We start from the raw sequence: 13,079 nt of genomic DNA, 5'->3' as shown, positions 1-13,079 counted from the left end.
GGCCACACGCTTTCGGCGTCCTCGACGCGCCGTTCCTCGTGCTCACGCGTGTGCTCAACGGCGTCGTCCCGGTCGCGCCGCGCTGGGCGGGTTCCGTCTCGTCCCCGGTCCGGAGCCCCTGTGCCGCATGGCGTGGTCTCTCTTCGGACAACAAACGGAAACAGCCGTGCCGGTCGTCACCGGCTGCGCATAGAGTGCTCACCCACCGGGCTTTTTGAACGCGTTCAGAAGACGTGGGGGGTCCGGTGGGGAGGGGAAGCCCGATGAGCAAGGGGGTCAAGGCCGCCGTCGTCGGTGGTGTGTTCGCGGTGATGGTGGGTGGGGCCGGATACGGCGTCTACAACATCGTGTCGGCCGTGAACGGTGGCGGGGGGAGCGGCACGAGCGCGGCGGAGACGGAGAAGTCCGGACCGCCGGACCAGGACGAGGTGCGCAGGACGAGCGAGGCGTTCTTCGCGGCCTGGGAGAAGGGACAGGCGGCCGAGGCGGCGTCGTACACCGACAACGCGCAGGCGGCCGGCGCGCTGCTGACGGGGTACGGCGAGGAGGCCCGCGTCGGCGAGGTCAGGATCACGCCGGGCACGGCCACCGGGACCACGGTCCCCTTTACCGTGAAGGGGACCGTCACCTACGACGGGAAGTCCGAGCCGCTGAGCTACCGGAGCGAGCTGACCGTCGTCCGCGGGCAGACCACCGGGCGGGCGCTGGTCGACTGGGATCCGTCCGTCGTCCATCCGGACCTGAAGGACGGCGACACCCTCGTCACCGAGGAGTCCGCGGCGCCGCCCATCGAGGCCGTGGACCGCGACGGCACGGTGCTGACGAAGGAGGACCACCCCTCGCTCGGCCCGGTCCTGGACACCCTGCGCGAGAAGTACGGCGAGAAGGCGGGCGGCACCCCCGGTGTCGAACTGGTGATCAGGCACGCCGGGGGAACCACGGGCGAGCCCGCCGACACCCCGCTGCTGACCCTCGCCAAGGGCAAGCCGGGCACGCTGCGCACCACCCTCAGTGCCGCGGTGCAGTCCGCGGCCGAGAAGGCGGTGCGGGGGTTCGCCGAGTCGTCGGTGGTGGCCGTGAAACCGAGCACCGGTGAGGTGCTGGCGGTGGCCAACCACCGTGCGGACGGGTTCAACGCGGCCTTCCAGGGCCAGGTCGCCCCCGGCTCCACCATGAAGATCATCACCGCGGCCATGCTCATCGACCACGGCGTGACCTCGATGAACGGCCCGGCGCCCTGCCCGCCCACCGCCACCTGGCAGAGCCAGACCTTCAAGAACCTCACGAACATGCAGCCCGACGACGGCGCCACCCTCGCCAACAGCTTCCTGCGCTCCTGCAACACGGCCTTCATCAAGCTCATCGACGAGGAGCCGCTCACCGACGCCTCGCTCACCCAGGAGGCGGAGGAACGGTTCGGGCTCGGCCGGGGCGACTGGAAGACCGGCATCGCCTCCTTCGACGGCAGCGTCCCCGCCTCCGGCGGCCCGGACCGCGCGGCGAACGCGATAGGACAGGGCCAGGTGCAGATGAACCCGCTGAACATGGCGTCCGTGACGGCCACCGCCATCACCGGCACCTTCCGCCAGCCGTATCTCGTCTCCCCCGAACTCGACGGCCGGCAGCTGCGGCAGGCCGGGGGCCTGCGGGCGGGCACCGCCGCCCAGCTCAAGCAGATGATGCGGCTCACCGCCACGCAGGGGACCGGCCGGGACGCCATGGCCGGCCTCGGCGGCGACATCGGCGCGAAGACGGGTTCCGCCGAGGTCGACGGCAAGGCCACGTCGGACAGCTGGTTCACCGGTTTCCGCGACGACGTCGCGGCGGCGGCCATGGCCCAGCAGGGCGGGCACGGCGGCGACGCGGCCGGTCCGATTGTCGCAGCCGTGCTACGAGCAGGCGGCTGATCGCGTTCCGTGTGCCCCGGGACTCTAGGGTGGTGGCCGACGTGTGCGCACACGGCGCCATGAGCGCCACGGGGGCCCAGAGGGCCACATGGTCCCCGGGAGCCCGGCGAGCAGCGGAGGAACGGAAAGCAGTGAGGAACACAGGGCACGCCGGTGAGCGGCGGAAGACGAAACCCGCCGTGCTCGGCGGAGTGATCGCCGTGGTCGTCGGCGGTGCCGGTTTCGGGGCCTACGCGCTGCTCGGCGGCGGTGCCGCCGCCGAGGACGGCACCCGCACGTCGTCCGCGCAGCAGGCCGAGGACGTCAGGACCGGTCCCCTGTCCGCCGCCGAGGTCACCGCCACGGCCGAGCGCTTCCTCACCGCCTGGCAGGACGGGAAGGTGAGCGAGGCGGCCGCCGTCACCGACGACCCGAAGGCCGCCGCCGCCCTGCTCACCGCCTTCGCCAAGGACGCCGGCGTCAAGGACGTCACCCTCGCCGCCGGCACCCGCGCCGGCGGCGAGGTCCCCTTCTCGGTCAAGGGCACGGTGTCGCACCGGGACGTCAGCAAGCCGCTGGCGTACGACAGCTCGCTGACCGTGGTGCGCCGGGCCGGGGACGGTGAGCCGCGGGTGACCTGGCGGCCGGCGGTCGTGCACCCGGACCTCAGGGACGGCGACAAGCTGGTCACCGGCGAGTCGGGCACCCCGCCGGTCAAGGCACTGGACCGGGACGGCGGTGAGCTGACCACCGAGAAGTACCCGTCCCTCGGCTCGGTGCTGGACGGGCTGCGCGAGAAGTACGGCGAGAAGGCGGGCGGCGAGGCCGGCGTCGAGCTGCGCGTGGTGCGCGGCAAGGAGTCGAAGAAGGCCGACCTGTCCGACAAGACCCTGCTGGAGCTGAGCGAGGGCACGCCCGGCACGGTGAAGACCACGCTGAACCCGTCCCTCCAGGCCGCCGCCGAGGCGCAGGTGGCCAAGAAGGACAGGGCGTCGGTGGTGGTGCTGCGTCCGTCGACCGGCGAGATCCTGGCGGTGGCGAACTCCTCGCACGGTTTCAACACCGCGTTGCAGGGGTCGCTGGCGCCGGGCTCCACGATGAAGGTGATCACCTCCTCGCTGCTGATCGAGAAGGGCCTCGCCTCGATGGACGAGAAGCACCCGTGCCCGAAGTACTTCAGCTACGGCGGCTGGAAGTTCCAGAACGACGACAAGTTCGAGATCAAGGACGGCACCTTCAAGGCGAGCTTCGCCCGGTCCTGCAACACGGCCTTCATCAGCCAGGCACCGGAGCTGGAGAACGACGACCTGACCAAGCAGGCACAGCAGGTCTTCGGGCTGTCGAGGAACGACTGGCAGGTCGGTGTGCCGACGTTCGACGGCGCGGTGCCGGTGCAGTCGGCGGCCCCGATGGCGGCCTCGCTGATCGGCCAGGGCGGGGTGCGGATGAACCCGCTGAACATGGCGTCGGTGTCGGCGACGGTCAAGGCGGGCGTCTTCCGCCAGCCGTATCTGGTCTCGCCGGAGGTCGACGGGCGCACGCTGGCGACGGCCTCGCGCACCCTGTCGGCGGGCACGCTGGCACAGCTGCGGGAGCTGATGTCGTACACGGCGGCCTACGGCACGGCGGCGGAGGCGATGGCCGGGGTGAGCGGTGAGACCGGCGCGAAGACCGGGTCGGCCGAGGTCGACGGGCAGAAGAAGCCCAACGGCTGGTTCACCGCGTACCGCGGGGACCTGGCCGCGGCCGGTGTGGTCCAGGCGGCCGGCCACGGCGGCTCGACGGCCGGACCGCTCGTGGCGTCCCTGCTGAAGAGCGGCGGCTGAGCCGACGGGGGTGTCCCCCCGCTCGAGTGAAGCCGAGAGCGGGGCAGGGTGGTCAGTGCGGGACCGGTTCCGCGGCGGCGTAGGTGCTGCGCAGGAACCGGGCCAGGGTCTTCGTCTCGAACTCCACCACCGTCACCCCCTGCCGGGTGTGGAACTCCACCACCGCCTGCACCCGGCCGCACGGCCAGACGCGTATCTCGCCGCTGCCCGCGGGGGCGCGCAGGCCCTGCTCCAGCAGGTCCCGGGCGACGGTCCACTCGCGGGGCACGGAACCGGGCAGCCGGACCCGTACGCACAGGGGGTCGGTCTCGGGGTCGTACCGCAGCACCACGGGGACGGCCCCGCGGTCCTCCAGCCGGGGATCCGCATCCGTGACGATGTGGACTCGCGCGTACTGCTCGACTACGGACATCGGTGGGCCCCTTACGCTGCGTCAATCTGCATGAAAGGCGTGTAAGCCGTATACCCACCCCCGGTTCAATCGTGCACCCTCTCCGGAATTCGCGCGTCCGGGCGGCGCACGCGTCCGGGCGGCAGCTATCACAGCCGGGATAAGGGGCGGGTCAAGACGAGCGCATCGCTCTTGCAAGTGTCTTGCAACAGCCCTCTATCATCGAACGGTGCACGCACCTGACGGATTCATCAACGCCCCCGTGTCCGCCGCGGCCGGACTGGTCGCCGTCGGCGCCGTCGCCGTGAGCCTGCGCGGCGCGCGCCGTGAACTCGACGAGCGGACGGCCCCGCTGGCCGGACTGGTGGCGGCGTTCATCTTCGCCGTGCAGATGCTGAACTTCCCCGTCGCGGCGGGAACCAGCGGCCATCTCCTCGGCGGCGCGCTCGCCGCGATACTCGTGGGCCCCTACACCGGGGTCCTGTGCGTCTCCGTCGTCCTGCTGATGCAGGCCGTCCTCTTCGCCGACGGCGGCCTGACCGCGCTCGGCGTGAACATCACCGACATGGCGATCGTCACGACGGTCGTCGCGTACGCGCTCTTCCGCACCCTGGTGACGGTGCTGCCGCGCACCCGCCGCTCCGTGACCGTCGCGTCCTTCATCGCCGCCCTGGTCTCCGTCCCGGCCTCCGCGCTGGTCTTCACGCTGCTCTACGCGATCGGCGGCACCGCGGACGTCTCCCTGGGCAAGGTCGTCACGGCCATGGTGGGCGTGCACGTCCTCATCGGCATCGGTGAGGCGGTGATCACCGCCCTGACCGTCGGCGCGGTCATCGCCGTCCGCCCGGACCTGGTGCACGGGGCGCGCGGCCTGCGGCAGAGGCTCAAGCTGCGGGTGAACGGCGAGCTGGTCGACGCCCCGGAGACCGGTCCAGAGCCCGTCCCGGTCACCGCCCGCGGTCAGCGCAGGTTCTGGATCACCGGCCTGGCCGCCTCGCTGGTCCTCGCCGGGTTCGTCAGCTTCTACGCCTCCGCCGACCCCGACGGCCTGGAGAAGGTCGCCACCGACCACGGCATCGACGAGAAGGCGCGGGAGCACGCGATCGCCGACTCCCCGCTCGCCGACTACGGCGTCGAGGACGTCGACGACGCCCGCCTCTCCGGCGGTCTGGCGGGCGTGATCGGCGTCGGCGTGACGGTGGTCGCGGGCACCGGCGTGTTCTGGGTGGTCCGCAGGCGCCGTACCGGCGAGGAGGCCGACGTCACCTCGCCCAGCGGCACGAGCGTCTGACATGGGAGCGGGCCACGCCCACAAGCTCTACCGGCACGGGCACTCCCCCGTGCACGCCCTGCCGCCGCACACCAAGCTCGCCGCCGTCTTCGCCTTCGTGCTGGTGGTGGTCTCCACCCCGCGCGAGGCGATGTGGGCGTTCGCCGTCCACGCCGGGCTGCTGGCCGTCGTCGCGTACACCGCCCGCGTCCCGGCCGGGTTCCTGCTCAAGCGGCTGCTGATCGAGGTCCCCTTCGTCGCCTTCGCCGTGCTCCTGCCGTTCGTGGCGGAAGGCGAGCGGGTCGACGTCCTCGGACTCTCGCTGAGCGTGAACGGACTGTGGGGCGCCTGGAACGTGCTGGCCAAGGGCACCCTGGGAGTGGCCGCCTCGGTGCTGCTCGCCTCCACGACCGAGCTGCGCGAACTGCTCCTCGGCCTGCAACGGCTGAAGCTCCCACCGCTGCTGGTGCAGATCGCCTCGTTCATGGTCCGCTACGGCGACGTCATCACCGGCGAGATGCGGCGCATGCGGATCGCCCGCGAGTCCCGGGGCTTCGAGGCGCGCGGACTGAAGCACTGGGGCGTGCTCGCCAAATCGGCGGGCGCGCTGTTCATCCGCTCCTACGAACGCGGCGAGCGGGTGCATCTGGCCATGGTGAGCCGCGGGTACGCCGGTTCCATGCCGGTGATCGACGAGGTGACCGCGTCCCGGGCGCAGTGGTCGTACGCCCTCACCCTCCCTTGCGCCGCCCTCGCCGTCTGCCTGCTGGGATGGATGCTGTGACGAATTCTGTGACGACCGCCGCGACCGACGCCGTGACGGCTTCTCTGGAGGTCCGCGGCCTCGCCTTCGCCTACCCCGACGGCCACCAGGCCCTGTTCGGCGTCGACTTCACGATCGCGCGCGGCGAGCGGGTCGCACTCCTCGGCCCGAACGGCGCCGGCAAGACCACCCTCGTCCTCCACCTCAACGGCATCCTCACCGGCGGCACCGGCACGGTGACCGTGGCCGGGCTGCCCGTGGGCAAGCGGCACATGGCCGAGATCCGGCGACGGGTCGGCATCGTCTTCCAGGACCCTGACGACCAGCTCTTCATGCCGACGGTGCGCGAGGACGTGGCGTTCGGTCCGGCGGCGGCCGGGCTCAGGGGGCCCGAGCTGGAGGAGCGGGTGGACCGGGCGCTGAGCCGGGTGGGCATGGCGGAGTTCAAGGACCGGCCCCCGCACCACCTGTCCTTCGGTCAGCGGCGCCGGGTGGCCGTGGCGACCGTCCTCGCGATGGAGCCGGAGATCCTGGTCCTGGACGAGCCGTCCTCCAACCTGGACCCCGCCTCCCGCCGGGAACTGGCCGACATCCTGCGCTCCCTCGACGTCACCGTCCTGATGGTCACGCACGACCTGCCCTACGCCCTGGAGCTGTGCCCGCGCGCGCTGATCCTCAGCGACGGGGTGATCGCGGCGGACGGTGCCACGGCGGATCTGCTCGGCGACGACGAGCTGATGCGCGCCCATCGCCTGGAGCTGCCGTACGGATTCGACCCCCGCTCCGTACCGGCGGCAACATCGCCGTAACGATCGCGCCGACCCGACGCGGCCCAGGAATCGCAGGCGAACGACGACCGTTGCACCCGCTGTCCCAGGCGATGCGGCAGGCGAGGCGGAAGGAACCGACGGACGTGGATGCGAGCGTGGACGTGAACACGGAGGTGCACGGCACGGTGGCCGAGGGCTTCGAGCCGGTCCGGGCGGCGTTCGCGCGGAACTTCGAGACGCTCGGCGACCGGGGCGCGGCCGTCACCGTGTACCGGCACGGACGCAAGGTCGTCGACCTGTGGGCCGGGGCGAAGGACGTCGACGGGACCGAGCCCTGGCGGCGGAACACGGCCCAGGTCGTGCGCTCGGCGACCAAGGGTGTCGCCGCCGCCGTACTCCTGCTGCTGCACCAGCGCGGCGAACTGGACCTGGACGCGCCGGTCGGCCACCACTGGCCCGAGTTCAAGGCGCACGGCAAGGACCGGCTGCTGGTCCGGCATGTGCTGAACCACCGCGCCGGGCTCCCCGTCCTCGACCACCCGCTCACTCTGCCGGAGGCGGCCGACCCGCAGCGGGCCGCCGCGGCGGTCGCCGCCCAGGCCCCCGTGTGGGAGCCGGGCACCGACCACGGCTACCACGCGCTGACCTACGGCTGGCTGCTCGACGAACTGGTGCGGCGCGTCACGGGCCGGGGATCCGGCGAGTGGATCGCGTCGGAGATCGCCGCTCCGCTGGGCCTGGACCTGTGGGTGGGACTGCCACAGGCGCAGGCCCACCGCGTCGGGAAGGTCGGCCGCGTCGAGGGGCCCGAGCCGTCCGGTGTGCTCCGCGCCCGCCCCAAGCGGTCGGTCACCGACGCCTACGCCGACCCGTCCTCCCTCACCCGCCGCGCCTTCGCCGCGATCACCCCGTTCCCGGACCAGAACGATCCGGCGTTCCGCGCGGCGGCCCTGCCCGCCGCCAACGGGGTCGCGACGGCGGACGGACTCGCCCGCTTCTACGCGTCACTGATCGGACCGGTCGACGGCGTACGCCTCCTGGAACCGGCCACCGTCGAACGCGCCCGCGCCGAGGAGTCGTCGGGCCCCGACCGCGTCCTGGTCGTCGCCACCCGCTTCGGCCTCGGCTACATGCTGCACGGCAGCGCCTCCCCCTTCCTGGCCCCGGGCTCCTTCGGTCACCCCGGCCGCGGCGGCTCCCTCGGCTTCGCCGACCCGGAGTCCGGCATCGCCTTCGGCTACGTCACCAACGGCTTCCGCAGGACCGTGACCGCGGACCCCAGGGCCCAGGCGCTGGTACGGGCGGTACGGCAGGCCCTGGCGCCGTAGTCAGACGTGGATCGGGTGCGAGGTGCGGCCCGACGCGGTGTCGATCTCGCTGTGCGCTTTGGTCAGCAACTGCATGGCGAGTTCGTTCAACGCCCGTGCGCCGGCGACCTCCTCCCCGACCCTGGGCTGGTGGGAGTCGGTGTGGTGCCGGGTCGCGTGCCCGCTCGCCCGGACCTCGGACCCGTCGGGCAGCCGGACCAACGCGACCGCGCGCGTGTGCTGGTCGTCCTCCTTGAACTCCAGTTCCACATGCCATCCCACTGCGGTGTGCATCATGACGATCACCTCCGGAACACTCTCATTCCAGGGTGCCCCTCGTACCGCTCACCTGCACCCGCCCGTGCGGCGGCGGAGAAGGCGCCGTGCCCGGCCTACCCGGCGCGCAGCATCAGCCCGATCCCGACCACCAGCAGACCGGCGGCGGCGATGCGCGGCGCGCCGAACCGCTCCCTGAAGAACAGGGCCCCGATCGCCGCGCCCACGATGACCGACGACTCCCGCAGGGCCGCGACGGGCGCGAGGGCCGCGCGGGTCTGGGCCCACAGGACGAGCGCGTACGCCGCGACGGACAGCGCGGCGCCGAGCAGTCCGAGCCCGGCGTGCGGCCGGAGCAGGGCGCCCGCCCGCCGCCGCCAGTGCCACAGGGCGTACGCCGGGATCACCGTGCCCTGGACCGCCATGAGCCACGCGATGTAGCCCAGCGACGAACCGGAGGCGCGGACGCCGAGCCCGTCGACGACCGTGTACGCGGCGATGGTCAGCCCGGTCGCCAGCGCCGCCCCCATGGCCGCCCAGTCGGGCCGGTGCCCGCGCAGACCCCACAGGGCGACGCCGGTCAGCCCCGCGCAGGACAGGGCGATCCCGGCGGCGGCCCAGCGGTCGGGGACCTCGTGGGCGAACACGGCGGCCAGGACCGTGACGACCAGGGGCGCGCTCCCGCGGGCGATCGGGTACGCCTGGCCGAAGTCGCCCAGCCGGTAGGACTTCATCAGCAGCGCGTAGTACGCGATGTGGAGGGCGGCCGAGCAGCCGAGGTACGGCCACGCCCCGGCCGCCGGGAACGGCACGAACGGCACCATCGCCAGCCCGATCAGCAGCCCGCCGCCCGAGATCAGCGCGAATCCGGCCAGCTTGTCGGTGATGCGGTGCGCGATGGCGTTCCAGCCGGCGTGCGTCACCGCCGCCAGCAGGACGGCCGCGGTGACCAGCGGGGTCACGGAGTGCGCTCGCGCACGTCCACGAGAGTGCCGCCGGCGTGGGCGATCAGCGCCTTGGGTTCCATCGGGAACACGGTGTACGGGGTGCCGGCCGCCGCCCACACGAGGTCGTGGTCGAGCAGCGAACGGTCGGCGAGGACGCGGGTCCTGGTGCGGTGTCCGAAGGGGGGCACCCCGCCGATGGCGTACCCGGTGGTGTCGCGCACGACGTCCGCCTTGGCCCGGGTGACCTTGCCGGCGCCGAGTTCCCGCCGGACCCGCTCGACGTCGACGCGGGACGCCCCGTCCATGAGGACCAGCACCGGAACGCCGTCGGCGGCGAAGATCAGTGACTTGCAGATCTGGCTCAGCTCGCAGCCGACCGCGGCGGCCGCCTCGGCGGCGGTGCGGGTGGCGTCGGGGAAGCGGCGGACCCGCGGAACGACGTCCCCGAGCCCCAGCTCCCGCAGTGCCTCGGCGAATCGGGGGTGGGCTCCGGAGCCCTCGGCGTCAGTGGCGGCTGTCGTCATGCAGGGCACGGTAGCGGTCGGTGTACCGGCCATGCGACCGGGTTCCGCACCGGAAAAGGGGAAGCCGGTGAGGGCACCCCGTCCCCACGGAGCCCTCACCGGCTGGTTTCGTGTCTCGTCCGGGCCGTCAGGCCTTCACGAGCTCCCGGTCCTCGTCCTTCGTGTCGCCCGGTGTGCGCAGGGCCTCGCCCTCGACGTCCACGTTGGGCAGGGCGCGGTCCAGCCACTTCGGCAGCCACCAGGCCTTCTTGCCGAGCAGGGCCAGCACGGCCGGGACGATCGCCATGCGGACGACGAACGCGTCGAAGAAGACGGCGATCGCGAGGCCGAAGCCGATCATCCTGACCATCGAGTCGCTGGACCCGATGAAGCCGGAGAAGACCGCCATCATGATCACCGCCGCGGCGGTCACCACCCGGGCGCTGTACCTGAAGCCGGTGACCACGGCCTGGCCCGGCTTCTCGCCGTGGACGTAGGCCTCCCGGATCCGGGTCACGAGGAACACCTCGTAGTCCATGGCCAGTCCGAAGACCACACCGACCATGAAGATCGGCATCATCGACATGATCGGGCCGGTCTCCTCCACGCCCATCAGGCCGGACAGCCAGCCCCACTGGTAGACCGCGACGACCGCGCCGAGGGCCGCCATCACGGAGAGCAGGAAGCCGAGGGCCGCCTTCAGCGGGACCAGGATCGAGCGGAACACCACGATCAGGAGCAGGAAGGCCAGTCCGACGACCAGGACCAGATACGGCACCAGCGCGTCGTTGAGCTTCTGCGAGACGTCGATGTTCATCGCCGTGGCGCCGGTGACCAGGACGTCGGCCTCGGTGCCGGCCTTGATGTCCGCGCCCGCGTCACGGATGTCGTGCACCAGGTCCTCGGTGGTCACCGACGAGGGCTTGGAGTCCGGGATCACGGTGATGGTCGCGGTGTCGCCGGCCTTGTTGGGCTGCGCCGGGGCGACGTTCACGACGTTGTCGAGGCCCTTGATGTCCTCGCCGGTCTGCCGGAAGACGGCCTGCGGGTCGTCGCTGTTCCTGGCGTCGACGACGACCACCAGCGGGCCGTTGAAGCCGGGGCCGAAACCCTCGGAGAGCAGGTCGTAGGCGCGGCGCTGCGTGGTGGACGTCGGCTGGGAGCCGTCGTCGGGCAGGCCGAGTTCCAGCGAGGCCGCCGGGACGGCCGCGGCGCCCAGGCCGACGACGCCGAGGAGGAGGACCGCCAGGGGACGGCGTACCACGAAGCTCGCCCAGCGGGTGCCCATGTTCGGGCGCTGCGGCTTCTTCGCGGCGCGGCCCCCGCCGAGCAGCTTGCTCTTCTCACCGGCGGGGCGGACCCTGCGGCCGGCGTAGCCGAGCAGGGCCGGGATCAGTGTGAGGGCGATCAGGACGGCGATGGCGACCGTGCCGGCGGCGGCGACGCCCATCTTGGTCAGCATCGGGATGTTGACGACCGCGAGTCCGACCAGGGCGATGACGACCGTGAGGCCCGCGAAGACCACGGCGGAGCCCGCCGTGCCGACGGCCCGGCCGGCCGCCTCCTCGCGTTCCCGGCCCTCGGCCAGTTCGGTGCGGTAGCGGGAGACGACGAACAGCGCGTAGTCGATGCCGACCGCGAGGCCGATCATCGAGGCCAGGATGGAGGTGGTGGAACCAAGGTCCAGGGTGCTGGCCAGCGCGGTGATGCTCGCGACGCCGATCCCGACGCCGACGATCGCGGTGATCAGCGGCAGCCCGGCGGCGAGCAGTGAGCCGAAGGTGATGACAAGGACGACCGCGGCGACGCCGATGCCGATGATCTCGGCCGAGCCGGTGTGCGGGACGGCCTGGAGGGCGTCACCGCCGATCTCCACGGTCAGCCCGGCGTCGCGGGCGTCCTCGGCGGCGCCTTCCAGCGCGTCGCGGGAGGAGTCCTCCAGCTCCATGCCGGAGACCTTGTAGCTCACCGAGGCGTAGGCGACGGTGCCGTCCTCGCTGACGCCGCCGGTCTGGTAGGGGTCGGTGACGCGGGCGACCTCGGTGCCGTCGCCGAGCGCGTCGACGGTGCTCCGGACGGTCTTCTCGTGGTCGGCGTCGGTCATCTTCTCGCCGGCCGGCGCCTTGAAGACGACCCGTGCGGTCGCCCCGTCGGCGCTGGAGCCGGGGAATCGTTCCTCCAGCAGGTCGAAGGCCTTCTGGGCCTCGGTGCCGGGGATGGAGAAGGAGGAGTTGCCGGCCGCCGGAGCGCCGGCCGCGCCGACGCCCGCGAGCGCCAGCAGCGCCACCCAGAAGAGGGCTATGAAGTGCCGTCGCCTGAAGGCGAACCGGCCGAGTCGATAGAGGAAAGTGGCCACGAGGGCGTACTCCCGGTCAGGTCGTGGTTGCTTCGGGGCAGGTGTGATCAGCCCGACGACGTGAGCGGTGACGTCAGGTGGTGGCTGACTCGGGGACGGTCAGTGAGTGGTCACGCCGAGGGCGGGGAGCACCACGGCGTCGATGTACGAAGTGAGGAATTCCTGCGTGGGCGGCAGATCGTCGATCAGCGTCCGCGTGGCGAACGCGCCGACGAGCATGTGCACGATGTAGCCCAGCGCCGGGTTGTCGGGGCGGATTTCGCCCCGGTCGACCGCGCGCCGGATCATCCGCTGGAACTCTTCCACCTCCGGTTCGACCAGGAGTTCCTTGAACGCCTGGCGCAGGTCGTCGTTCATGTGGACCGCCATGGCCAGCGCACGCATCAGCGCCGCGTTCCGCGCCATGGCGCAGTCGTCCTCACGGTTGACGACGGTGTGCAGGTCGCCGCGGAGGGAACCGGTGTCGATACCGGCGATGCTGCCGGGCTTCTGGCTGCGCATCGCTCTCACCACCAGCTCGGCCTTGCCGCCCCACTGGCGGTAGAGGGTGGCCTTGCTGGACCGGGTGCGGGCGGCCACGGCGTCCATGGTGACGGCGTCGTAGCCGACCTCGCGGAGCAGTTCGAGCACGGCCCCGTACAGCTCGGCCTCGCGCTCGGGGGTGATCCGGCTGCGACGCGCCGTCGCGACTTCGCTCATCCTTCTCACCTTTCCGCTCCGCTCCCACCGCGCCGAACGACACGGTTTCGTACACGTCGACGATACACCGACCTCCAGCGAAACG

At 72.0% G+C, this 13,079-nt stretch carries 12 protein-coding genes; 6 read left to right on the top strand and 6 right to left on the bottom strand.

Annotated features, from left to right (window positions below; translation table 11 throughout):
- Positions 1-263: 263 nt before the first annotated feature.
- Together IE178_RS32800 and IE178_RS32795 are read left to right on the top strand one after the other, a co-directional pair.
- On the top strand, positions 264-1,907 hold the full coding sequence (locus IE178_RS32800; protein ID WP_193514774.1) for a penicillin-binding transpeptidase domain-containing protein: 1,644 nt from the start codon (positions 264-266) through the stop codon (positions 1,905-1,907).
- A gap of 131 nt (positions 1,908-2,038) precedes the next feature.
- Positions 2,039-3,712: a penicillin-binding transpeptidase domain-containing protein gene (locus tag IE178_RS32795; RefSeq protein WP_318280376.1), complete on the top strand. Its 1,674-nt coding sequence runs from the start codon at positions 2,039-2,041 to the stop codon at positions 3,710-3,712.
- A 52-nt stretch (positions 3,713-3,764) separates the two neighbouring features.
- On the opposite strand, the gene IE178_RS32790 is transcribed toward IE178_RS32795, so the two are convergent.
- Entirely contained in the window at positions 3,765-4,124 is a 360-nt protein-coding gene (locus IE178_RS32790) for an SsgA family sporulation/cell division regulator (protein WP_193514772.1), read from the bottom strand.
- A gap of 208 nt (positions 4,125-4,332) precedes the next feature.
- Here IE178_RS32790 and IE178_RS32785 point away from each other — a divergent pair, with 208 nt between their 5' ends.
- The 4 genes from IE178_RS32785 (at position 4,333) to IE178_RS32770 (ending at position 8,234) form a co-directional block, all read left to right on the top strand.
- Positions 4,333-5,394 (top strand): energy-coupling factor ABC transporter permease, encoded by a 1,062-nt coding sequence (locus tag IE178_RS32785; protein WP_193514771.1) that lies wholly within the window; start codon positions 4,333-4,335, stop codon positions 5,392-5,394.
- A gap of 1 nt (position 5,395) precedes the next feature.
- Positions 5,396-6,157, top strand: a complete 762-nt coding sequence (gene cbiQ, locus IE178_RS32780) for a cobalt ECF transporter T component CbiQ (protein WP_184763711.1) — start codon at positions 5,396-5,398, stop codon at positions 6,155-6,157.
- Positions 6,145-6,945 (top strand): energy-coupling factor ABC transporter ATP-binding protein, encoded by an 801-nt coding sequence (locus IE178_RS32775; RefSeq protein ID WP_184763712.1) that lies wholly within the window; start codon positions 6,145-6,147, stop codon positions 6,943-6,945. Before cbiQ ends, IE178_RS32775 begins: the two co-directional genes overlap by 13 nt.
- 104 nt (positions 6,946-7,049) lie before the next feature.
- On the top strand, positions 7,050-8,234 hold the full coding sequence (locus IE178_RS32770) for a serine hydrolase domain-containing protein (protein WP_229876483.1): 1,185 nt from the start codon (positions 7,050-7,052) through the stop codon (positions 8,232-8,234).
- On the opposite strand, the gene IE178_RS32765 is transcribed toward IE178_RS32770, so the two are convergent.
- The 5 genes from IE178_RS32765 to IE178_RS32745 form a co-directional block, all read right to left on the bottom strand.
- Positions 8,235-8,510, bottom strand: a complete 276-nt coding sequence (locus tag IE178_RS32765) for a DUF1876 domain-containing protein (RefSeq protein WP_193514770.1) — start codon at positions 8,508-8,510, stop codon at positions 8,235-8,237.
- Positions 8,511-8,605: 95 nt separating this feature from the next.
- Positions 8,606-9,451 carry an EamA family transporter gene (locus tag IE178_RS32760; protein WP_193514769.1) on the bottom strand — a complete coding sequence of 282 codons (846 nt, stop codon included), beginning with the start codon at positions 9,449-9,451 and terminating at the stop codon, positions 8,606-8,608.
- Positions 9,448-9,960 (bottom strand): YbaK/EbsC family protein, encoded by a 513-nt coding sequence (locus tag IE178_RS32755; RefSeq protein WP_184763716.1) that lies wholly within the window; start codon positions 9,958-9,960, stop codon positions 9,448-9,450. The genes IE178_RS32760 and IE178_RS32755 overlap by 4 nt, the downstream gene beginning before the upstream one ends.
- A 127-nt stretch (positions 9,961-10,087) precedes the next feature.
- Entirely contained in the window at positions 10,088-12,295 is a 2,208-nt protein-coding gene (locus IE178_RS32750; RefSeq protein WP_193514768.1) for an MMPL family transporter, read from the bottom strand.
- Between the two features lie 99 nt (positions 12,296-12,394).
- Complete coding sequence (locus IE178_RS32745; RefSeq protein ID WP_193514767.1) at positions 12,395-12,994, bottom strand: TetR/AcrR family transcriptional regulator; 600 nt, start codon at positions 12,992-12,994, stop codon at positions 12,395-12,397.
- Positions 12,995-13,079 lie beyond the last annotated feature (85 nt).

The organism is Streptomyces griseoloalbus (genome assembly GCA_014650015.1).
GTDB lineage: Bacteria > Actinomycetota > Actinomycetes > Streptomycetales > Streptomycetaceae > Streptomyces > Streptomyces griseoloalbus.
This window is presented reverse-complemented; position numbering and strand designations above follow the sequence as displayed.

What these genes read in the sequence shown, in the direction of transcription:
- IE178_RS32745 (WP_193514767.1), bottom strand. Translation starts at nt 12,994, where the DNA reads ATGAGCGAAGTCGCGACGGCGCGTCGCAGCCGGATCACCCCCGAGCGC.
- IE178_RS32755 (WP_184763716.1), bottom strand. Translation starts at nt 9,960, where the DNA reads ATGACGACAGCCGCCACTGACGCCGAGGGCTCCGGAGCCCACCCCCGA.
- IE178_RS32775 (WP_184763712.1), top strand. Translation starts at nt 6,145, where the DNA reads ATGGATGCTGTGACGAATTCTGTGACGACCGCCGCGACCGACGCCGTG.
- cbiQ (WP_184763711.1), top strand. Translation starts at nt 5,396, where the DNA reads ATGGGAGCGGGCCACGCCCACAAGCTCTACCGGCACGGGCACTCCCCC.
- IE178_RS32765 (WP_193514770.1), bottom strand. Translation starts at nt 8,510, where the DNA reads ATGATGCACACCGCAGTGGGATGGCATGTGGAACTGGAGTTCAAGGAG.
- IE178_RS32790 (WP_193514772.1), bottom strand. Translation starts at nt 4,124, where the DNA reads ATGTCCGTAGTCGAGCAGTACGCGCGAGTCCACATCGTCACGGATGCG.
- IE178_RS32800 (WP_193514774.1), top strand. Translation starts at nt 264, where the DNA reads ATGAGCAAGGGGGTCAAGGCCGCCGTCGTCGGTGGTGTGTTCGCGGTG.